Below are 22,782 nucleotides of genomic sequence, written 5' to 3' on the forward strand. Positions count from 1 at the left end.
GGAGGTAAGTTAGTGACTCTTAAATATTTAATACAATTTTATAGGAATACTCTGTTAATCGGTGTAATTGTTACATATATATCTTCATTGATATTTGGATATGATAAAGTAACTAAATATTTAGTCGCTGGAGAAGTTGGCGAATTTGTAGCAGCATCGATATGGTTTGTTGTTGTAGGCTTACTGGTTGCAACAATAAGTCAGCTAGCATATTTTATTTATTTGTTTATCAATCAGTTAGGTATAGGTATATTTGGTAAGATATGGCCACATGTACAAATCGTTGTAACTGTATTTGCGATTTTTGACCTCGTTTATTTTAGATTTTTAAGATTTGGTGGCACGGATCAAATTATTTCATTCATATGGTTACCTATTGTTGTAATTATTTTTGCAATTATTACAAGTAATATCAAAAATAAACAATCTAAAAAGAACTTATGGATTCCTTCTATGTTCTTTATGATAGTTATGACAACTGTAGAATTAATCCCATTTTTAAGAGTTGAGGATACTAGTTGGATTTATTTAACGATATTTGGACTTTTATTATGTAATTCATATCAATTAATAATGTTACCCAAATATAATGAACTATCTTTGGAAGAAAGAAAAAAGAAAGAAAAAATTAAAGGTACAAGTACCAAAAAGACGAAATAGAGAAGAAAAACACAAATTTATGGATGATTTACAATCCGAATTTGTGTTTTTTAATTTTTTGTAAAAATTTTAAGGAATATCGTTGACTTTTTATTGGCCACTTGATATTATATAAAAGTCGCCGAAAACGACAGGCGAAACACACAAAACAATAAATAAAGTTTTTATTGAAAGTGTAAAATTGACTCTTGTTAAGACGTTGTAAATGCGATATATTTATAAACGTGTTAAAAAATAGTTAAGAAAAATAAGTTGAAAACAATCTTTGTTTTTAGTACAATATTGTTTGAACATTTATTTAAATGAACATTGAAAACTGAATGACAATATGTCAACGTTAATTCCAATAATTTGAGTACTGAAAGTACTTCAAAGAGTGATTGGCTTAACCAATCAACAAGAGCTAATCAAGCTTACTTCTTTTATGGAGAGTTTGATCCTGGCTCAGGATGAACGCTGGCGGCGTGCCTAATACATGCAAGTCGAGCGAACAGATGAGAAGCTTGCTTCTCTGATGTTAGCGGCGGACGGGTGAGTAACACGTGGGTAACCTACCTATAAGACTGGGATAACTCCGGGAAACCGGGGCTAATACCGGATAATATATTGAACCGCATGGTTCAATGTTGAAAGACGGTTTCGGCTGTCACTTATAGATGGACCCGCGCCGTATTAGCTAGTTGGTAAGGTAACGGCTTACCAAGGCAACGATACGTAGCCGACCTGAGAGGGTGATCGGCCACACTGGAACTGAGACACGGTCCAGACTCCTACGGGAGGCAGCAGTAGGGAATCTTCCGCAATGGGCGAAAGCCTGACGGAGCAACGCCGCGTGAGTGATGAAGGTCTTAGGATCGTAAAACTCTGTTGTTAGGGAAGAACAAATTTGTTAGTAACTGAACAAGTCTTGACGGTACCTAACCAGAAAGCCACGGCTAACTACGTGCCAGCAGCCGCGGTAATACGTAGGTGGCAAGCGTTATCCGGAATTATTGGGCGTAAAGCGCGCGTAGGCGGTTTCTTAAGTCTGATGTGAAAGCCCACGGCTCAACCGTGGAGGGTCATTGGAAACTGGGGAACTTGAGTGCAGAAGAGGAGAGTGGAATTCCATGTGTAGCGGTGAAATGCGCAGAGATATGGAGGAACACCAGTGGCGAAGGCGGCTCTCTGGTCTGTAACTGACGCTGATGTGCGAAAGCGTGGGGATCAAACAGGATTAGATACCCTGGTAGTCCACGCCGTAAACGATGAGTGCTAAGTGTTAGGGGGTTTCCGCCCCTTAGTGCTGCAGCTAACGCATTAAGCACTCCGCCTGGGGAGTACGACCGCAAGGTTGAAACTCAAAGGAATTGACGGGGACCCGCACAAGCGGTGGAGCATGTGGTTTAATTCGAAGCAACGCGAAGAACCTTACCAAATCTTGACATCCTTTGATCGCTCTAGAGATAGAGTTTTCCCCTTCGGGGGACAAAGTGACAGGTGGTGCATGGTTGTCGTCAGCTCGTGTCGTGAGATGTTGGGTTAAGTCCCGCAACGAGCGCAACCCTTAAGCTTAGTTGCCATCATTAAGTTGGGCACTCTAGGTTGACTGCCGGTGACAAACCGGAGGAAGGTGGGGATGACGTCAAATCATCATGCCCCTTATGATTTGGGCTACACACGTGCTACAATGGATAATACAAAGGGCAGCGAACCCGCGAGGTCAAGCAAATCCCATAAAATTATTCTCAGTTCGGATTGTAGTCTGCAACTCGACTACATGAAGCTGGAATCGCTAGTAATCGTAGATCAGCATGCTACGGTGAATACGTTCCCGGGTCTTGTACACACCGCCCGTCACACCACGAGAGTTTGTAACACCCGAAGCCGGTGGAGTAACCTTTTATTAGGAGCTAGCCGTCGAAGGTGGGACAGATGATTGGGGTGAAGTCGTAACAAGGTAGCCGTATCGGAAGGTGCGGCTGGATCACCTCCTTTCTAAGGATATTACGGAATGACCATGAGGTCATGGAATAACGGAGACATATTGTATTCAGTTTTGAATGTTTATTTGACATTCAACATTGCACATTGAAAACTAGATAAGTAAGCAAATAGATTTTACCAAGCAAAAAACCGAGTGAATTTTTAACGAAATTCAACAAGCTTAATAATCGCGCGTCGTCTTTTTAGACGACATCACAGATTAATAACTGGTAAAGGTTAGTTAAACATGGTTGTATCTTCGATACACAGTGCTTAACTAAGGATTTACATGATTAAGTTATTAAGGGCGCACGGTGGATGCCTTGGCACTAGAAGCCGAAGAAGGACGTTACTAACGACGATATGCTTTGGGGAGCTGTAAGTACGCTTTGATCCAGAGATTTCCGAATGGGGAAACCCAGCATGAGTTATGTCATGTTATCCACATATGAATACATAGTATGTGAGAAGGCACACCCGGAGAACTGAAACATCTTAGTACCCGGAGGAAGAGAAAGAAAACTCGATTCCCTGAGTAGCGGCGAGCGAAACGGGAATAGCCCAAACCAATAGGCTTGCCTATTGGGGTTGTAGGACACTCAATACGGAGTTACAAAGGAAATAATTAGACGAATGGTTTTGGAAAAGCCAACCATAGAAGGTAAAGGTCCTGTAGTCGAAAGTTATTTCTCTCCTGAGTGGATCCTGAGTACGGCGGAACACGTGTAATTCCGTCGGAATCTGGGAGGACCATCTCCCAAGGCTAAATACTCTCTAGTGACCGATAGTGAACCAGTACCGTGAGGGAAAGGTGAAAAGCACCCCGGAAGGGGAGTGAAATAGAACCTGAAACCGTGTGCTTACAAATAGTCAGAGCCCGTTAATGGGTGATGGCGTGCCTTTTGTAGAATGAACCGGCGAGTTACGATTTGATGCAAGGTTAAGCAGTAAATGTGGAGCCGTAGCGAAAGCGAGTCTGAATAGGGCGAATGAGTATCTGGTCGTAGACCCGAAACCAAGTGATCTACCCATGTCCAGGTTGAAGTTCAGGTAACACTGAATGGAGGACCGAACCGACTTACGTTGAAAAGTGAGCGGATGAGGTGTGGGTAGCGGAGAAATTCCAATCGAACTTGGAGATAGCTGGTTCTCTCCGAAATAGCTTTAGGGCTAGCCTCAAGTGATGATTATTGGAGGTAGAGCACTGTTTGGACGAGGGGCCCCTCTAGGGTTACCGAATTCAGACAAACTCCGAATGCCAAATAATTTAACTTGGGAGTCAGACTATGGGTGATAAGGTCCATAGTCGAAAGGGAAACAGCCCAGACCACCAGCTAAGGTCCCAAAATATATGTTAAGTGGAAAAGGATGTGGCGTTGCCCAGACAACTAGGATGTTGGCTTAGAAGCAGCCATCATTTAAAGAGTGCGTAATAGCTCACTAGTCGAGTGACACTGCGCCGAAAATGTACCGGGGCTAAACATATTACCGAAGCTGTGGATTATCCGTAAGGATAATGGTAGGAGAGCGTTCTAAACGTGTTGAAGCATGATCGCAAGGACATGTGGAATGTTTAGAAGTGAGAATGCCGGTGTGAGTAGCGAAAGATGGGTGAGAATCCCATCCACCGATTGACTAAGGTTTCCAGAGGAAGGCTCGTCCGCTCTGGGTTAGTCGGGACCTAAGCCGAGGCCGATAGGCGTAGGCGATGGATAACAGGTAGATATTCCTGTACCACCTATGATTGTTTGAACGATGGGGGGACGCAGTAGGATAGGCGAAGCGTGCTGTTGGAGTGCACGTCCAAGCAACAAGACTGAGTGTTAGGCAAATCCGGCACTCGTAAGGTTGAGTTGTGATGGGGAGTTGGATCATGAATCCGACGAGTCGTTGATTTCACACTGCCAAGAAAAGCCTCTAGTTAGAAAATAGGTGCCCGTACCGCAAACCGACACAGGTAGTCAAGATGAGAATTCTAAGGTGAGCGAGCGAACTCTCGTTAAGGAACTCGGCAAAATGACCCCGTAACTTCGGGAGAAGGGGTGCTTTTTAAGGTGCAAGCCTTGAAGAGCCGCAGTGAATAGGCCCAAGCGACTGTTTATCAAAAACACAGGTCTCTGCTAAACCGTAAGGTGATGTATAGGGACTGACGCCTGCCCGGTGCTGGAAGGTTAAGAGGAGTGGTTAGCTTCTGCGAAGCTACGAATCGAAGCCCCAGTAAACGGCGGCCGTAACTATAACGGTCCTAAGGTAGCGAAATTCCTTGTCGGGTAAGTTCCGACCCGCACGAAAGGCGTAACGATTTGGGCACTGTCTCAACGAGAGACTCGGTGAAATCATAGTACCTGTGAAGATGCAGGTTACCCGCGACAGGACGGAAAGACCCCGTGGAGCTTTACTGTAGCCTGATATTGAAATTCGGCACAGCTTGTACAGGATAGGTAGGAGCCTTAGAAGCGTGAGCGCTAGCTTACGTGGAGGCGCTGGTGGGATACTACCCTGGCTGTGTTGACTTTCTAACCCGCACCATTTGATCATGGTGGGAGACAGTGTCAGGCGGGCAGTTTGACTGGGGCGGTCGCCTCCTAAAGAGTAACGGAGGCGCTCAAAGGTTCCCTCAGAATGGTTGGAAATCATTCGCAGAGTGTAAAGGCACAAGGGAGCTTGACTGCGAGACTTACAAGTCGAGCAGGGTCGAAAGACGGACTTAGTGATCCGGTGGTTCCGCATGGAAGGGCCATCGCTCAACGGATAAAAGCTACCCCGGGGATAACAGGCTTATCTCCCCCAAGAGTTCACATCGACGGGGAGGTTTGGCACCTCGATGTCGGCTCATCGCATCCTGGGGCTGTAGTCGGTCCCAAGGGTTGGGCTGTTCGCCCATTAAAGCGGTACGCGAGCTGGGTTCAGAACGTCGTGAGACAGTTCGGTCCCTATCCGTCGTGGGCGTAGGAAATTTGAGAGGAGCTGTCCTTAGTACGAGAGGACCGGGATGGACATACCTCTGGTGTACCAGTTGTCGTGCCAACGGCATAGCTGGGTAGCTATGTATGGACGGGATAAGTGCTGAAAGCATCTAAGCATGAAGCCCCCCTCAAGATGAGATTTCCCAACTTCGGTTATAAGATCCCTCAAAGATGATGAGGTTAATAGGTTCGGGGTGTAAGCGCAGTAATGTGTGTAGCTGACGAATACTAATCGATCGAAGACTTAATCAAATTTTTAAAATCGGTTTTGCGCCGTAAAATCTGCTTACTATCTAGTTTTGAATGTGCAATACATTCTCATAACAATGCGAAGAGCAATTGTTTATCAATTGTCTCAAGCAAGTACTTTGTCTGGTGACGATAGCAAAGAGGTCACACCTGTTCCCATGCCGAACACAGAAGTTAAGCTCTTTAGCGCCGATGGTAGTTGGGCTTACGTTCCGCGAGAGTAGGACGTTGCCGGGCAAATTATTAGTATTATTCCACAGTAGCTCAGTGGTAGAGCTATCGGCTGTTAACCGATCGGTCGTAGGTTCGAATCCTACCTGTGGAGCCATGGCCCCTTGGTCAAGCGGTTAAGACACCGCCCTTTCACGGCGGTAACACGGGTTCGAGTCCCGTAGGGGTCATTTTTATATGGAGAATTAGCTCAGCTGGGAGAGCATCTGCCTTACAAGCAGAGGGTCGGCGGTTCGAACCCGTCATTCTCCACCATTTCTAATAACTAAATAAGCTGGAGGGGTAGCGAAGTGGCTAAACGCGGCGGACTGTAAATCCGCTCCTTAGGGTTCGGCAGTTCGAATCTGCCCCCCTCCACCATTGTTGGGCTATAGCCAAGCGGTAAGGCAACGGACTTTGACTCCGTCACCCGCTGGTTCGAATCCAGCTAGCCCAGCCATTAGAGCCATTAGCTCAGTTGGTAGAGCATCTGACTTTTAATCAGAGGGTCAGAGGTTCGAATCCTCTATGGCTCATATTGAAGACATTAGTGATTTCACTAATGTCTTTTTTGTTTTTAAGCGTTTTTGCATATACATGTATATGTATTAGGATATTGTTGCAAAGGCGTTTCTATATACATATATGAATAAATATTTGTAATATATTAATAATATCCATAAACCCTTATATACCTTGATGTAAGTGCTTACATATACTAGAATATAATAGTAATGACAATTAAGGGGGATTTAAAATATGAGTAAACGTATTGAAATTATTGGTGCACCCACTGCCTTTGGTCAACGTAAATTAGGTGTTAACTTTGGACCGGATGCATTAAGATATGCTGGTTTAATAGAGAGAATAGAAGATATTGGACATGAAGTAATTGATAAAGGTAATGTTCAATCACCAGTTCTAGACATGAAGAAATATAAAAGTGAACAAAAAGGTCTTCGTAATTTAGAGGAAGTAATTGCTTTTTCAAATAATTTATACGAATCTGTGAATGAAACCGTTGAAAAAGGTCACTTTCCACTCATACTAGGTGGAGATCATTCTTTATCAATAGGCTCTATAGCTGGTATTAGTAAACACTATGAAAATTTAGGCGTGATTTGGTACGATGCACACGGTGATTTAAATACGTTAGAGTCTTCTCCTAGCGGAAATATACACGGTATGCCATTAAGAGCATTGATTGGTGAAGGTGATGAAGCACTGACAAACATTGGTGGATATAAAAATAAAGTTAAACCTGAAAATGTCGTATTAATAGGTATGAGAGATTTAGATGAAGGCGAGAAAAAGTACATAAAAAAAGCAGGTATTTTAACATATACTATGGCTGATATTGATAGGTTAGGTATGGGACAAGTCATTTCAGAAACGATAGAATATCTAAAAGATAAAACGGATGGTATTCACTTATCGCTAGACGTTGATGCTTTAGATCCTGTTGAAACACCAGGAACAGGAACAATTGTACCTGGTGGAGCTACATATAGAGAAAGTCATCTTGCGATGGAAATGTTGCATGAATCTAAATTGATTGTTTCTGCTGACTTAGTAGAAGTAAACCCACTTATTGATGAATATAATAAAACAGCTAGATTAGCGATTGGATTAATGGGTTCATTTTTTGGTGAAAAACTATTATAATTGACAATTATGAATAAAATCATTATAAATAAAGAAGTCTCTAATTATAGAGACTTCTTTTTTATTTAAATTAACAATATAACTGAAAAATTGATATAATAAATAATAGGTTAACGAAATATGGAGGAGATACTATGCAGTTACCTGACATTTTTGGCGATTTAAGTGCCATAAAAGTTATAACAGGTATACTTGATTTGATTATTGTATGGTATGTATTGTACTTAATTATTACAGTAGTGAAAGGTACAAAAGCGATACAATTATTAAAAGGTATATTTTTCATCATAATTGGTAGAACAGTAAGTGATTTTTTAAATTTAACAACAACAACGCTATTATTTGACTTCGTATTACAATGGGGATTTTTAGCGATTATTGTTATATTCCAACCAGAGTTTAGAAGAGCTCTAGAACAGTTAGGTAGAGGTAGCTTGTTTAAACGCGTAAATGTAACGACCTCTGCTGAACAAGAACGTCTAACTGATAGTATCGATAAAGCTGTTCAATACATGGCTAAGAGACGTATAGGTGCACTCATAGTCTTTGAGAAAGAAACAGGTTTGCAGGATTACATAGAGACGGGCATCCCTATTAACGCTGATATTACTCAAGAGCTACTCACTAATATATTCATTCCTAATACACCATTACATGATGGGGCTATGATTATTAGAGAACAAAAGATTGCTACAGCTGCAAGTTACTTACCATTATCAGATAGTCAAAAAATATCTAAAAGTTTAGGTACTAGACATAGAGCGGCGGTAGGTATCTCTGAAGTTTCAGATGCATTTACAGTAGTTGTATCTGAAGAAACGGGGTCGATTTCTGTTTCATTTGATGGTAAATTAAGAAAAGAAATATCTAGTGATACTTTTAGAGAATTACTAGTTGAGCATTGGTTTGGTTCTGTTCAAAGCAGAAAGGATGTGAAGTAGATGCTAGAATCTAAATGGGGATTACGTTTTGTCGCATTAGTACTAGCTTTAGTCATGTTCTTATCTGTTAATAATGTATTTGGTAGTTTATTTAACGAAACAACGTTAAAAAATTCTGATCATGTTATAGAGGATGTTCCTGTTGAAACAGTTTACAATTCTAAAGAATTATACTTATCAGGTGCACCTAAGACAGTAGATGTTAAAGTTTCAGGACCACAATCTACAATCTTAAAAACAGAAAAATTACTTAATTTTAAGGTGGAACTTAATCTAAAGAATAAATCAGTAGGAGAATATAAAGAAAGCTTTAAAGTAAAAGGATTAAACAAAGATTTGAATTATCAAGTTATTCCGAAAACCACAACTGTTTCTTTACAAGAAAAAGTATCTAAGAAATTCCCAATCGAAGCTGAAATCAATCAAAATAGAATCGCTTCCGGTTATGAATTATTAGGTGAAACAGTTAATCCATCACAAATAACGATTACTGGTGGTCAAGAAGAATTAAATAAAATCGCATATGTAAAGGCAACATTAGATGAGAATAAACAACTTACTGATGATACAACTGAGAAAGCAGGCATTAGCGTACTAGATAGTAACTTGAACAAATTAGATGTTCAAATTAGACCTGATACCGTTAATGTAAACATTAAAGTTGCGAGATCGAGTAAAACAGTAAGTTTAAATCCTGTCACAAAAGGATCTGCTTCAAAAAACACAAATATTGACGATATAAGTTTAGATAAATCAGAAGTTAAAATATACGGTTCACGTAATGTATTAGATGGTATTAGTTCAATAGATGTGCCAGTAGATGTATCGGATATCGATAATGATACAACGAAAAAGGTAGATTTAAATTTACCTGATGATATAGACGAAGCCGAATTCAACAAAGTCGAAGCAAAAATAAAAACTTCTAAAAACTAATGGAAATAAAAGGAGAATTACAAATGGGCAAATATTTTGGTACTGATGGTGTAAGGGGAGTAGCGAATTCTGAATTAACTCCTGAAATTGCTTTTAAATTAGGTAGATTTGGTGGATATGTTTTAGCTAAAAAGCATAATAGCGAAAACCCGAAAGTATTAGTAGGTAGAGATACACGAGTATCAGGAGAAATGTTAGAATCTGCTTTAATTGCTGGTCTATCATCAATAGGAGCAGAAGTTATGAGATTAGGTGTCATTTCAACACCAGGTGTAGCTTATTTAACTAAAGAAGTAGAAGCAGATTTAGGTGTTATGATTAGTGCTTCTCATAATCCAGTAGCTGATAATGGTATTAAATTCTTCGGACCAGATGGTTTCAAGCTGACTGATGATGAAGAATTAGAAATAGAAAAATTATTAGATTCAACTGAAGATAATTTACCAAGACCTACAGGTAACGAATTAAATCATATATCTGATTATTTCGAAGGCGCTCAAAAATATATGAGCTATATTAAGTCAACAGTGGATGGAGACTTAGAAGGGCTTAAAATTGTATTAGATGGCGCGCACGGTGCTACATATTCTCTAGCTCCTTATTTATTCGGAGATTTAGAAGCCTCTAGTGAGACAATTGGTTGTAAACCGGATGGCTATAATATTAATTTAAATGTTGGATCTACACATCCTGAAGAATTATCTAATGCAGTTGTAGAGTACGAAGCAGATTTTGGTTTAGCATTTGATGGTGATGGAGACAGAATTATAGCGGTTGATGAAAAAGGTCAAATAGTAGACGGTGACCAAATTATGTTCATTTTAGCGCAAGATATGGCTGAACAAGGTGAATTAAAAGATAATATGGTTGTATCAACAGTAATGAGTAATTTAGGTTTCTATAAAGCTTTAGAAGAAGTAGGTATAAAATCCGACAAAACTAAAGTAGGCGACAGATATGTTGTAGAAGAAATGAGAAGAGGTTCTTATAGTCTTGGAGGCGAGCAATCTGGCCATATCGTATTAATGGACTATAATACAACAGGTGATGGTTTACTAACAGGTGTACATTTAGCAAGCATCGTTAAAAGAACGGGTAAATCATTAAGCGAATTAGCAAGTAAAATGAAAAAATATCCTCAGCGTTTAGTCAATGTAAAAGTTTCTGATAAGTATGGTGTTGAAGAAAATACTAAAGTTGCAGAAATTATTACAAAAGTTGAAGTTGAAATGAATGGAGAAGGCCGTATTTTAGTACGTCCATCTGGAACAGAACCGTTAGTTCGTGTAATGGTAGAAGCTAAAACTGAAGAAGATGCTGAAAGATATGTAAATAGTATTGCAGAAGTTGTTAAAAGAGAAATGGGAATTGAATAATTAAATGAATATAAAAGCGGTTGAGTCATATGTTTTATGGCTCAACCGTTTTTTATTATAAATTATTATCACAAGTTCATTTAATATAAATTTATAAAATAAGTTGATATATATAGTGATATAATTGCACAATACTGAGATTCATTGTAGAATAAAGAAAGTTCACTAAAGGAGGATTGTGAGGTTTATCAAAATAAGGAAACTTATAGCGCCTGAACAAAAGGGAATTATGACTAAAGATGCGTGTATATTCAGATACATGTTGAATGAATAATTTCGCTTTTGTTGACGAGGAGGATGGTTATCGAATTATCGGCGGATGCTATCCCGGATGTGGCTCATTCGAAAGTTCAATGGTTAAAGCATATGGGTGACTGTATGTCCAAAGTCATTGAAACAGCCATGAAGTCAATAACGTACTGAAAGCGACTGGACACTTTTTGAAGTTGTCTAACCGCTTATTTAAAATTGGAGGAATTTAATTTATGTGTGGAATCGTCGGATATATTGGTACAGCCAATGCAAAAGAATTATTACTTAGAGGATTAGAAAAATTAGAATATAGAGGCTATGATTCAGCAGGTATTGCTGTTCGTAACGAAGAAGAAATAAAAGTATTTAAAGAAAAAGGTAGAATTGCTGAATTACGTAAAGTTGCAGATAATGATTTTGATGGAAATATTGGGATTGGACATACTCGTTGGGCAACACATGGTGTACCTAACTACGAAAATGCACACCCTCACCAATCAACATCAGGTCGTTTTACTTTAGTACACAATGGTGTAATAGAGAACTATGAACAATTAAGAAATGAATTTTTACAAAGTGTAACATTTAAATCAGATACTGATACTGAAGTAATTGTAGAATTAATTGAACATTTTTCAAATGAAGGTTTAACAACTGAAGAAGCTTTTAATAAAGTATTATCATTACTACATGGTTCTTATGCATTAGGCTTATTAGATGAACAAGATGCAGAAACTATTTATGTTGCTAAAAATAAATCACCATTATTAGTTGGTGTTGGAGATGGCTTCAATGTTATTGCTTCAGATGCAATTGCGATGCTAGCTGTCACAGATACTTATAAAGAGTTAGTAGATAATGAAATTGTAATAGTGAAAAAAGATAAAGTAATCATTAAAGATCAAGAAGGCAATGTTATCGATAGAGATAGCTATAAAGCAGAAATTGATGCATCAGATGTTGAAAAAGGTACTTACGATCATTACATGTTAAAAGAAATTCATGAACAACCTGCAGTTATGCGTAACATTATTCAAAATTATCAAGATGATGAAGGTAACTTAAAAATCGATAAAGAAATTATCGATGATGTTGCACAAGCAGATAGAATATACATTGTAGCTTGTGGTACAAGTTATCATGCTGGTTTAGTAGGTAAAGAATATATCGAAAAATGGGCTGAAGTACCTACGGAAGTACATGTAGCTTCAGAATTTGTTTACAATATGCCATTACTATCTAAGAAACCATTATTTATCTTTATTTCACAATCAGGTGAAACAGCAGATAGTCGTGCAGTATTAGTTGAAGCGAAACGTCTTGGTCATAAAGCACTGACGATTACAAATGTTCCTGGCTCTACTTTATCTCGTGAAGCGGATCATACATTAATCTTACATGCAGGTCCTGAAATTGCTGTTGCTTCTACAAAAGCATATACAGCTCAAATCGCAGTATTAGCGATTCTTTCACAAGTTGTAGCAAATGCTCATGGTAAAGAAACAGGTGTTGATATTTTACCAGAACTTGCAAAAGTAACGACAGCTATTACAGCTATCGTCGATGATGCTTCTAAAATGGAACAAATTGCTAAAGATTTCTTAGAAACAACTCGCAACGCATTCTTCATTGGTCGTACGATGGATTACTATGTTGGCTTAGAAGGTGCTTTAAAACTTAAAGAAATTTCGTATATCCAAGCAGAAGGATTTGCTGGAGGAGAGTTGAAACACGGAACAATTGCTTTAATTGAAGAAGGTACGCCAATTATTGCATTAGCTACTCAAGAAAAAGTTAACTTATCTATCCGTGGTAATGTAAAAGAAGTAGTAGCACGTGGAGCTAATCCTTGTATCATTTCTATGGAAGGATTAGAACATGATGAGGATACTTATGTAATCCCACATGTACATGAATTATTATCACCACTTGTTTCAGTAGTAGTACTACAATTAGTTTCTTATTACGCAGCGCTTCACAGAGGCTGTGACGTAGATAAACCACGTAACTTAGCTAAATCAGTAACAGTTGAATAATATATTTTAGTTTTTAAAGAGTCTGGGACATAATCAATGTCTCCGGCTCTTTTTTTATATTGCCAGTAATCATTGCCGCGGTTGGACTAATAGATCTTTTTTATAGAAAATTATGTATCATATTTAATTTTATAAACAAAAAACTTGAAAAATATACGCTAGGGGGGTATAGTATTAATTAAGAAAGGACGTGAGTATATGGGAGAGTTTTTACATGATCATCCTGTAACACCAAGAACTAAAGAAGAAAAAGAGAAAGTATTAAATAGATTAAAACGTATTGAAGGGCAAGTACGAGGTATTCAAAGTATGGTTGAAGAAGACCGTTATTGTGTGGATATACTCGTTCAAATTAGTGCTATACAGTCTGCACTTAAGAATGTTGGGTTCGCAGTAACAGAACGTCATATTAAACATTGTGTTACAGATGCTATCCAAAAAGGCGAAGGCGAAGAAACAATAGATGAATTAATGAGTGTTCTTAAACAATTTTCTAAATAAGGAGGTGTGGTATAAGTGGCAAATCAGAAACAAACAACTGTTGGCGTCACTGGCATGACATGTGCAGCATGTTCAAGTCGAATTGAGAAAGTGTTAAATAGAATGGACAGTGTAGATGCCAAAGTGAACTTAACAACAGAAAAAGCATCTGTTTCATTTGATCCTGAACAATCTTCTTTAAAGGATATAACTAATAAAATTGAAAAACTTGGATATGGCGTGTTAACAGAAAAGGCAGAACTTGATGTATTTGGTATGACATGTGCAGCATGTTCAAGTCGTATCGAGAAAGTATTAAATAGACAAGAAGGCATTGAGCAAGCAACAGTTAATTTAACTACAGAACAGGCTAATATAGAATATAATCCTGAAATAGTGGATATTAAAGCAATCATAGATAAAATTAAAAAATTAGGATATGATGCACAAGCAAAAAGTGAAATGAAAAATAAAGAAACACACAAACAAAAAGAAATAAAACAAATGAAATTAAAATTAATTATTTCAGCAGTTTTATCCTTGCCACTATTCATGACAATGCTTGTTCATTTATTTAATGTTCAATTACCTAGTATATTTATGAATCCATGGTTTCAATTTATTCTTGCTACACCTGTTCAATTCGTAATAGGATGGCAGTTCTATATTGGAGCATATAAAAATTTAAGAAACGGCGGCGCCAATATGGATGTGCTTGTTGTATTAGGTACTAGTGCGGCATATTTTTATAGTTTATACGAAGCGATTAAAACTATTGGTAATCCAGAATACATGCCACATTTATACTTTGAAACAAGCGCAGTTCTAATCACTCTTATTTTATTCGGTAAATATTTAGAGCAAAGAGCAAAAAGTCAAACAACAAATGCATTATCATCACTTCTTAATTTACAAGCGAAAGAAGCAAGGGTTATTAGAGAAGACAAAGAAATGATGATACCTGTAGAAGAAGTTGTAGTAGGTGATGTTTTAAGAATTAAACCTGGTGAAAAAATACCAGTAGACGGTAAAGTTATAAAAGGAAATACTTCTATTGATGAATCAATGATTACTGGTGAATCTATACCGGTAGAGAAATCAATAGATGAAGCGTTAATTGGTTCAACAATTAATAAAAATGGTTCAATTGAAATGAAAGCAACAAAAGTTGGTTCAGATACTGCTTTAGCATCAATCGTTAAAGTTGTAGAAGAAGCTCAAGGGTCTAAAGCTCCTATACAAAGACTTGCCGATGTTATATCAGGTTATTTCGTACCAATCGTGGTTGGAATAGCAATCTTAACATTTGTGATATGGATAACTTTAGTTAACCCAGGACAATTTGAAGGCGCACTTGTAGCTGCAATTGCAGTGCTCGTTATTGCTTGTCCATGTGCTTTAGGGTTAGCAACACCTACTTCTATCATGGTAGGCACGGGTAAAGCAGCAGAAAGTGGTATTTTATTTAAAGGTGGCGGACACTTAGAGAGAACACACCAATTAAATGCTATTGTTCTAGATAAGACAGGAACAATAACAAAAGGAAAACCAGAAGTGACTGACTTTACAGGTGACGATGAAACTTTACAATTGTTGGCAAGTGCAGAAAGAGGATCTGAACATCCACTAGCTGAAGCAATAGTTGCATATGCTACAGAAAAAGATTTAACTTTAAAAGACGTATCAAGCTTTGATGCAATACCTGGACACGGTATAAAAGCAACTATAGATGGAAATGAAATATTAGTAGGTAATAGAAAACTAATGACTGATGCTCAAATTTCAGTTAATCAAGTTGAAGAAACACTTACAAACTTTGAACATCAAGGTAAAACTGCAATGTTAATGGCAGTTAATGGTCAATATAAAGGCGTAGTAGCAGTTGCTGATACAATTAAAGAAACGGCACCTGAAGCGATTAAACTGATGCAAGATGAGGGATTAGAAGTAATTATGCTTACAGGTGATAATGAAAGAACTGCGCAAGCTATTGCTAAGCAAGTAGGTATTGATTCAGTTATAGCAGAAGTATTACCAGAAGAAAAATCAAATGAAATAAAAGCTTTACAAGATAAAGGCAAGAAAGTAGCTATGGTCGGAGATGGTGTAAATGATGCACCTGCATTAGTAGTAGCAGATATCGGAATAGCTATAGGAACTGGAACTGAAGTAGCGATAGAAGCAGCTGACGTAACGATTTTAGGGGGAGAACTATTATTAATCCCTAAAGCAATCAAGATTAGTCACGCAACAATTAAAAATATTAAACAAAACTTATTCTGGGCATTTGGGTATAACACAGCTGGTATACCTATAGCTGCCCTCGGTTTATTAGCACCGTGGATAGCAGGGGCTGCAATGGCTCTAAGTTCAGTTAGTGTTGTCACTAATGCTTTAAGATTAAAAAGAGTTAAACTATAAATTATAAGGAGATGTATATAATGGAACAAACAATTAAAGTAGAAGGTATGACTTGTAATCATTGTAAATCATCAGTAGAAGGTGCTTTAAATCAATTAGATGGTGTAAATAATGCCGCTGTAAACTTAGAAGAAAATAATGTACAAGTAGCATATGAAGAAGGCAAAGTAAACTTTGACCAGATGAAAGAAGCAATAGAAGATCAAGGATACGATGTTGAAGCATAACAAGAAAATATAATGAATTTTATATGAGTCCTGGACATAAATAATTGTCTAGGACTTTATTTTGTATTGGCAGTAGCTGATTTGACTGAAAATAAGTTTATAAAAAGCTTTTTTCAATACTAGTCATTCTAAGCAGTGTGGGACTACGAAATCTTTTTAAGAAAATGAAATTTCTGTCCACTCCTATTTTTATAAGGAAACTAGAGTCATCATGAAAACAAGGGAGAATTTTTGCAGTAAGATATAGACTAACGTATATTGAGATATAAGTACAACAAAAGAAAGGGGTATTAGATGGATTTTAAATTAGAGAACAAAGTAGCATTAATTACTGGAGGCAGTAAAGGTATCGGTTTAGAATCAGCTTTATGTTTGGCGAAAGAGGGAGCAAAAGTAGCTATTTGTGCTAGAAATAAAGATAGATTAGAAGAAGCAAAAAGTTATATTCAAAAACACACAAAAGCTAATGTCCAAATTATTGTTGCTGATGTAACAGATAAGTCAGAATGTATAAAAGCTGTAGAAGAAACAGTGGGTAAGTTTGGAACGATAGATATATTAGTGAACAATGCTGGTACATCCCAAGCTCATGCGTTTGAAGAAGTAGAAAATGAACTTTGGGAAGATGATCTTGATTTAAAATTATTTGGAGCCATAAATTGTTCAAAAGCAGCAATCCCTTATATGAAAGAAAATGAACAAGGTTCAATCATTAATGTCACAGCAGCGTTAGGCAAGACACCTCCTAAATCATCGTTGCCGACTTCTGTATCAAGAGCTGCTGGCATGGCACTTACAAAAGCGATGAGTAAAGATTTAGGTGAATATAATATAAGAGTCAATACAGTATGTATAGGACTTATAAGAAGTGAACAATTAGAAAAAAGATGGAAAAATGAAAATCCTGAGTTATCTTGGGAAGAATACTCAAAAATTGACCGTTCAATTCCTTTAGGAAGAATTGGGAACACAGAAGAAGCGGCCAATGTGATTACTTTCTTATCATCATCAGCCGCTTCATATGTGTCTGGAGCTTCAGTTAATATTGATGGTGGATTCATAGGCACTTTATAATTTAATGGGCTATGAGCGTTTATATACTACTTTTCCTCCAATAATCGTATATTGAATCATATCATCATTTAGATCGATTGATTCGTCTAATGGGTTATGATTCAATATTACAAAATCAGCGTTTTTATTAGGCTCAATTGTACCGTTTTGATTTTCGGTATGGTTGAGCTTTGCGCCGTTTATAGTCATTGCTTTTAATGATTCTAGGCGTGTTAATTTCAATTCTTCATCTAAAGTACGTCCGCTTTTTGTTTTACGATTACAAGCAATCATTATATTATCTATTGGAGAGATGGGCGTTACAGGACAGTCTGAATGCAGCGTATATAATACGCCTAAATCTTGAGCCCATCTTGCAGGATCTATTAGATTTGCCCGATTAGGACCTAAAAATTTTTCATAATGTTGATCACCAAAATAATATATATGATTAGTAAAAAATGAACCGGAAATTTGATTGTTTTTCATTGCCACAATGTCTTCATATTCACCAGTTTGAATATGTTCAATTCGTGTTTCATGATTATAATTTGGTAAAGATTGTATTTTAGAATAAGCTTTTATAATGGATTTAATAGCAGCATCGCCATTCGCATGCGTTGTTAATGGAAATCCTTTTTCTGCGAACGATGTATATAAACTTTCTAATGTTTCTTGTTTTATAATAATCTCACTCTTTGTATTTTCATTTTTATAAGGTTGTGTGAGTGCTGCTGTATTTATTTGGATTGATCCATCTTGGAAAAATTTAGCGCTATCCAAAGTACATTTTTGGTTTGAAAGTGTTTGTATTTGTTCATTTAATTCTTGATATGTTTTATCTTTGATTCTTTCATCATTTAATAGCAGTTGGTAATCTATCATGATCCTTAAATTAATGTCATTTTCTAATTGTATATATTCATGATAAGCAGATATATCATCTTTACCATGAGCTAGACCAACCGACGCTTCTGAAGCTGTTGTAATACCTTTTTCAATATAATCTTGAGCAGCATTTTTCAGCGCATCAATCATCTCTTCTTTAGATGGTTTCGGTAAATAAGGTAACAGTTTTTCTACTGCTGGTAATTCATAAAGTAAACCGTTTAAGGTACCATCCGTTTTAGAAAAATAGCCACCTTCAGGATTTTCTGTTTCATCATTAATATTTGCTATTTCTAGAGCTTTACTGTTTGCAACCCCCATATGTGCAGAGCTATGACGTAAGTAAATAGGGTGTTCAGTTGAAACTTCATCGAGTTCTTGCTTCGTAATATGTCGTTCTTCATCAAGTTCTAGTTCGTTGTAACCTTGACCAACTATCCATTCCCCTGAATCCTTTTTAGGTAATTGTTGTTTCAATGCTTTTTTAATGTCTGAAATATTTTTAATTGTTTCTGGCCTTACATCTACTAATTCTTTAAATAAGCCATAAAGTAATAAATGACTATGTGCATCAATAAAACCAGGTATAATAAATTGTTCTTTACCATCTAATGTTTCAACATTTTGATTACTGATAGATGTATTAATTTCTTTAATCTTTCCATCTTTAATTAATATATTACTTTTATAAGGTTTAGGATTAACCATGTCTATAATATTAACGTTTTTAATCATTAAGTTACTCATAATAATCCTCCAAATTCGGGTTGTCTAATTTTTCAAAATAAGCAGCTTGAATCGTTTCTAACTTATCGTGTTTAGTTAGTAAACTTGTGCCTACTAATAAAATAAATGAAATTATAAATCCAAATATTGCATGATCAATAGGTAAATTAAATAAAGGATATAATAAGACAAGTATTGCTGTTCCTATCATACTTACCATAACGCCAATTTTCGTTACACCTTTCCAGAACATTACTGCAATAAATGGTATGACAAGTATAGTAGATGTTAATCTTAAAGCCCATTGGTATGTAGTGGCGATATCACTTACAGTATATGCAAATAAACAAGCCAATATTGTTATGATTGCAACTGAAATTCTCGAAAATACTAACATTTTTCTGCTGCTAGCATTTTTATTAATAAATGTTTGATAAAAATCAATTGTCAGGTTACTGCTACCTTGTAAAATAAATGATGTTGCTCCTGTCATTAAAGCAGCTAATAAACCTAAGAATACAAGTCCTCCTAGTGGGCTAGATAATAATAAATCTGTTACATATGAAAAAACTAAGTCAGGGTGCATATCAAGCGGAACAAATTGTCTTGCTGCTAAGCCAATAATAAAAGGTAAAATAGAAATGAAACCTGAAATTACAAACCCTAAGGCATTTGCTGAAACAGCTACATTTTCGCTTTTTGCAGCAAAGATTCTCTGCCAAATAGATTGCCATACTAAATAAAATGGCCCGACTGATAATGCATAAAGTAAGACTTCCCCATAACCATCTGGTCCTGAAATACTTAAAAGTTTAGAACTACTGTTTTCAAAAAGTGTTGAAAGTCCTCCAACATGAACTACCGTAACAACCGCAAGAATAACGACACCAATAATAATGATGATTGATTGAATAGCATCAGTTAACATAGTTGCTGGTAATCCTCCGATTACAGTGAATATTAAGATGACGACAAATGATATAAATATACCTAATGAAACATTCATATCAAAAGTAATATTAAAGACAGTAGACATACCGACCATTTGTAGAGCCGTTGTCGGTACTGAATATATAAACGCAGATAGTATGGAAGGCACAACTCCTGCTTTACCACCAAATCTTTTAGTAAATAAATCTGCTAAAGTAATGAGCTTTTGCCTTCTAAGTGGCCTGGCAAATCCTAAGATTAATATTAATGAAAATAAAATCGCTACAAAAGCGAATTTCCAATAACCTGATAACCCAACTGTAAAACCGAGTCCTACCCAACCGATGAATACTGCGGCTCCACAAAATGTACTTATAATTGTCCCCGTAATTTGCCAAAACCCAGTGTTCCAACCACCGATTAAGTAATCCTCATAAGTTTTGATTTTTTTGAAATAATAATATGCTATTGCAAGCATAAATATGAAATAAACTATAAAGTAAGTTGCATACCAACCCAAATTCATCACTCTCCTTTAAAATGTTATAATAAGAGTATAAAGTAAATTATTGAATATTTCTAATTAATCTGAAAATTTTAAATAACAATCGTTAATTAAATGTTCATACTAAAGTCCGACACTAACACACTTGTAATGTTATATAATGGAGTTTAACTTTTATTTTTAATTTTTTGAATTTATGGTTTATGTTTTATGTAATACGGTAATAAATTATTGAAAACAACTTAAAGGAGTCTATTAATGGAGAGTTGGATAACAAGTGTAATGGAACAGTTTGGCTATTTCGGTATAGCCTTATTAATATTAGTTGAGAATGTATTTCCACCTATACCATCTGAAGTCATTTTAACCTTTGGAGGGTTTATGACGACTAAATCCGAATTATCTATATTTGGTGTGGTCGTAGCATCGACGATTGGTTCTGTAGGTGGAGCTGTCATATTATATTGGATTGGTCGTATTCTTAACGTTGAACGTCTTGAACGAATCATTGAAAAATGGGGAAAGTATTTAAGATTAACAAAAGAAGATGTTAGAAAAGCTGATGCTTGGTTTGATAAATATGGACCTTGGACAGTATTTTTCTGTAGGTTTATTCCACTTATTAGAAGTTTAATATCAATCCCAGCCGGTATGAGTGGTATGAATCAATGGCTGTTTTTAGTATTAACGACGTTAGGTACATTAATATGGAACTTAGTACTTGTTCTAGTCGGAGCAAAAGTAGGGAATAATTGGCACCAAATTGTAAATTATATGGATGTTTATTCAAATATTATGTATGTAGTTATTGCAGTAAGTGCGGTAATTTTTATAATTTGGTTTATAAAAAGGAAAAAAACTTCTACTAAATAAAAACTGTAGGTGAATGTGATGATCCAAACATGCAAATTGTTAACTGATAAGCATTATGAGTTGCTTTCATTAGCAGATGATAATCAAAAAGCAATAAATGATTATACTTCACGTGGAGAAGTATTTGCATTTGTTAAAGAAGGACAACCAGTAGGTATTGTAGTCGGATTATTAACGAGGCCAAATACATTTGAACTTGTAAACTTAGCTGTGGATTCACATTATCAACATCAAGGTATAGGTAAACAGTTAGTAAATTATATTATTGAAGTAGCTAAAAATTTAGATTGTCACACTGTTACTGTTGGTACTGGTAATTCAGGGATTGGGCAATTAAAGCTATATCAACAAGCAGGCTTTAGAATGAAGTCCATTGATATTGATTACTTTATAAAATATTATGATGAGCCCATTTATGAGAATGGCATACAGTGCAAAGATATGGTTCGGTTAGAATTAGAATTAAAATAGAAAATTATAATCAAGGAGTCTGAGACAGTTATTTATGTTTTAGACTCCTTCTTTTATGAGAGTCTTGTTAGAATCCCGGTCTTTAACATCAAAGTAATTTCATGTACAATGAGTGAATATTATGAAAACTTTGGGGGATGACAAAATGTTACTTGATTTAAAAAATATCAACTGGATACGTGAAGGTAATTACATATTAAAAGATATTTCTTGGGAAATAAACGATGGGGATCATTGGGTGTTGTACGGTTTAAATGGAGCAGGTAAATCTACTATATTAGATATTATAAATGCTTATACAGCGCCATCGTCTGGCGAATTTGAAATATTAGATATGAAACAAGGCAAACCAGGTTACTCAGCGGATAATATTCGAAAGCAAATCGGTTACGTCTCACAATCATTATTTAAAAAAATGCGTCAAGAAGATAATGCTTTTACAACTGTTATTAGCGGAGCGTATGCTTCAATTGGTGTATACGAGGATCCTACAGATGAGATTAGAAATAAAGCTGAAGAAATTTGTGCGATGCTAGGTATTACACCATATATAAATAGAAGATTTAGTACATTATCTCAAGGTGAACAAACACGTGTGTTAATTGGTAGAGCTTTAATGTCAGAACCTAGGTTACTTATTTTAGACGAACCGACTAACGGCTTAGATTTTGTTGCAAGAGAGGATTTATTAGAAAGAATTGGAAATATCGGTCAAGATAAAAATGGTCCGACAATGATTTATGTAACGCATCATTTAGAAGAGGTATTGCCAGTGTTCAAACATATATTGTTGCTGAAAGAAGGACAAGTATTTGCTTCAGGGGGCATTGAATCAGTTGTTAATTCAGAAACTATGAGTGATTTATTCAATATAGAAGTAGATGTAACTTTTAAAAGTAGACGTCCAATTTTGTCTAAAGTCTAAAAAATTGATTAAATAAATCTTCCGTGA

Annotated in this window: 15 protein-coding genes, 6 tRNA genes and 3 rRNA genes; 22 read left to right on the forward strand and 2 right to left on the reverse strand. The window is 36.4% G+C overall.

What is annotated here, in order from left to right; genetic code table 11:
- Positions 1 to 12 precede the first annotated feature (12 nt).
- The 19 genes from ACNMOQ_RS02600 (at position 13) to ACNMOQ_RS02690 (ending at position 17,458) form a co-directional block, all read left to right on the forward strand.
- Positions 13 to 660, forward strand: coding sequence for a KinB-signaling pathway activation protein (locus ACNMOQ_RS02600; RefSeq protein ID WP_135022045.1), 648 nt, complete (start codon positions 13 to 15; stop codon positions 658 to 660).
- A gap of 421 nt (positions 661 to 1,081) precedes the next feature.
- Positions 1,082 to 2,637, forward strand: a 16S ribosomal RNA gene (locus tag ACNMOQ_RS02605).
- Positions 2,638 to 2,916: 279 nt separating this feature from the next.
- Positions 2,917 to 5,843 (forward strand): 23S ribosomal RNA (locus ACNMOQ_RS02610).
- Between the two features lie 119 nt (positions 5,844 to 5,962).
- Positions 5,963 to 6,077 (forward strand): 5S ribosomal RNA (gene rrf / locus ACNMOQ_RS02615).
- Together the 16S, 23S and 5S rRNA genes with 6 tRNA genes alongside form the textbook arrangement of a ribosomal RNA operon.
- Before the next feature lie 16 nt (positions 6,078 to 6,093).
- A tRNA-Asn gene (locus ACNMOQ_RS02620) sits at positions 6,094 to 6,168 on the forward strand.
- Between the two features lies 1 nt (position 6,169).
- A tRNA-Glu gene (locus ACNMOQ_RS02625) sits at positions 6,170 to 6,241 on the forward strand.
- A gap of 9 nt (positions 6,242 to 6,250) precedes the next feature.
- Positions 6,251 to 6,326: transfer RNA gene (locus tag ACNMOQ_RS02630), tRNA-Val, on the forward strand.
- A 21-nt stretch (positions 6,327 to 6,347) separates the two neighbouring features.
- A tRNA-Tyr gene (locus ACNMOQ_RS02635) sits at positions 6,348 to 6,431 on the forward strand.
- A gap of 4 nt (positions 6,432 to 6,435) precedes the next feature.
- Positions 6,436 to 6,510, forward strand: a tRNA-Gln gene (locus tag ACNMOQ_RS02640).
- 3 nt (positions 6,511 to 6,513) lie between these two features.
- A tRNA-Lys gene (locus ACNMOQ_RS02645) sits at positions 6,514 to 6,586 on the forward strand.
- A 223-nt stretch (positions 6,587 to 6,809) separates the two neighbouring features.
- A complete protein-coding gene (gene rocF / locus ACNMOQ_RS02650) occupies positions 6,810 to 7,715 on the forward strand; it encodes an arginase (protein ID WP_218688296.1) in 906 nt (301 codons plus the stop codon).
- A 134-nt stretch (positions 7,716 to 7,849) separates the two neighbouring features.
- The gene (cdaA, locus tag ACNMOQ_RS02655) at positions 7,850 to 8,656 is read left to right on the forward strand and encodes a diadenylate cyclase CdaA (RefSeq protein ID WP_016998506.1); all 807 of its coding nucleotides are present in this window, start codon (positions 7,850 to 7,852) and stop codon (positions 8,654 to 8,656) included.
- The gene (locus ACNMOQ_RS02660) at positions 8,657 to 9,592 is read left to right on the forward strand and encodes a CdaR family protein (RefSeq protein WP_016998505.1); all 936 of its coding nucleotides are present in this window, start codon (positions 8,657 to 8,659) and stop codon (positions 9,590 to 9,592) included. It abuts the gene before it with no gap.
- A 23-nt stretch (positions 9,593 to 9,615) separates the two neighbouring features.
- Positions 9,616 to 10,968 (forward strand): phosphoglucosamine mutase, encoded by a 1,353-nt coding sequence (glmM, locus tag ACNMOQ_RS02665; RefSeq protein WP_416350225.1) that lies wholly within the window; start codon positions 9,616 to 9,618, stop codon positions 10,966 to 10,968.
- Between the two features lie 485 nt (positions 10,969 to 11,453).
- Entirely contained in the window at positions 11,454 to 13,256 is a 1,803-nt protein-coding gene (glmS, locus tag ACNMOQ_RS02670) for a glutamine--fructose-6-phosphate transaminase (isomerizing) (protein WP_064205297.1), read from the forward strand.
- Between the two features lie 198 nt (positions 13,257 to 13,454).
- On the forward strand, positions 13,455 to 13,757 hold the full coding sequence (locus tag ACNMOQ_RS02675) for a metal-sensing transcriptional repressor (protein ID WP_016998501.1): 303 nt from the start codon (positions 13,455 to 13,457) through the stop codon (positions 13,755 to 13,757).
- A 15-nt stretch (positions 13,758 to 13,772) separates the two neighbouring features.
- Entirely contained in the window at positions 13,773 to 16,157 is a 2,385-nt protein-coding gene (locus tag ACNMOQ_RS02680) for a heavy metal translocating P-type ATPase (protein WP_239704174.1), read from the forward strand.
- A 20-nt stretch (positions 16,158 to 16,177) separates the two neighbouring features.
- Positions 16,178 to 16,384 carry a copper chaperone CopZ gene (gene copZ / locus ACNMOQ_RS02685; protein ID WP_016998500.1) on the forward strand — a complete coding sequence of 69 codons (207 nt, stop codon included), beginning with the start codon at positions 16,178 to 16,180 and terminating at the stop codon, positions 16,382 to 16,384.
- A 294-nt stretch (positions 16,385 to 16,678) separates the two neighbouring features.
- Positions 16,679 to 17,458, forward strand: a complete 780-nt coding sequence (locus ACNMOQ_RS02690) for an SDR family NAD(P)-dependent oxidoreductase (protein WP_103269340.1) — start codon at positions 16,679 to 16,681, stop codon at positions 17,456 to 17,458.
- A gap of 9 nt (positions 17,459 to 17,467) precedes the next feature.
- On the opposite strand, the gene ACNMOQ_RS02695 is transcribed toward ACNMOQ_RS02690, so the two are convergent.
- On the reverse strand, positions 17,468 to 19,072 hold the full coding sequence (locus ACNMOQ_RS02695) for an amidohydrolase (protein WP_416350226.1): 1,605 nt from the start codon (positions 19,070 to 19,072) through the stop codon (positions 17,468 to 17,470).
- A complete protein-coding gene (locus ACNMOQ_RS02700; RefSeq protein ID WP_016998497.1) occupies positions 19,065 to 20,501 on the reverse strand; it encodes a sodium:solute symporter family protein in 1,437 nt (478 codons plus the stop codon). The genes ACNMOQ_RS02695 and ACNMOQ_RS02700 overlap by 8 nt, the downstream gene beginning before the upstream one ends.
- A gap of 243 nt (positions 20,502 to 20,744) precedes the next feature.
- On the opposite strand from ACNMOQ_RS02700, the gene ACNMOQ_RS02705 reads away from it, so the two are divergent.
- From ACNMOQ_RS02705 to ACNMOQ_RS02715, 3 genes are all read left to right on the forward strand, one after another.
- Positions 20,745 to 21,359 carry a DedA family protein gene (locus ACNMOQ_RS02705; RefSeq protein ID WP_016998496.1) on the forward strand — a complete coding sequence of 205 codons (615 nt, stop codon included), beginning with the start codon at positions 20,745 to 20,747 and terminating at the stop codon, positions 21,357 to 21,359.
- Between the two features lie 18 nt (positions 21,360 to 21,377).
- Positions 21,378 to 21,830, forward strand: coding sequence for a GNAT family N-acetyltransferase (locus tag ACNMOQ_RS02710; protein ID WP_147640844.1), 453 nt, complete (start codon positions 21,378 to 21,380; stop codon positions 21,828 to 21,830).
- A gap of 145 nt (positions 21,831 to 21,975) precedes the next feature.
- Positions 21,976 to 22,755 (forward strand): ABC transporter ATP-binding protein, encoded by a 780-nt coding sequence (locus ACNMOQ_RS02715; RefSeq protein WP_064205301.1) that lies wholly within the window; start codon positions 21,976 to 21,978, stop codon positions 22,753 to 22,755.
- Positions 22,756 to 22,782: the final 27 nt, after the last annotated feature.

The organism is Mammaliicoccus lentus (assembly GCF_947036595.1).
GTDB classification, from domain to species: Bacteria; Bacillota; Bacilli; order Staphylococcales; family Staphylococcaceae; genus Mammaliicoccus; species Mammaliicoccus lentus.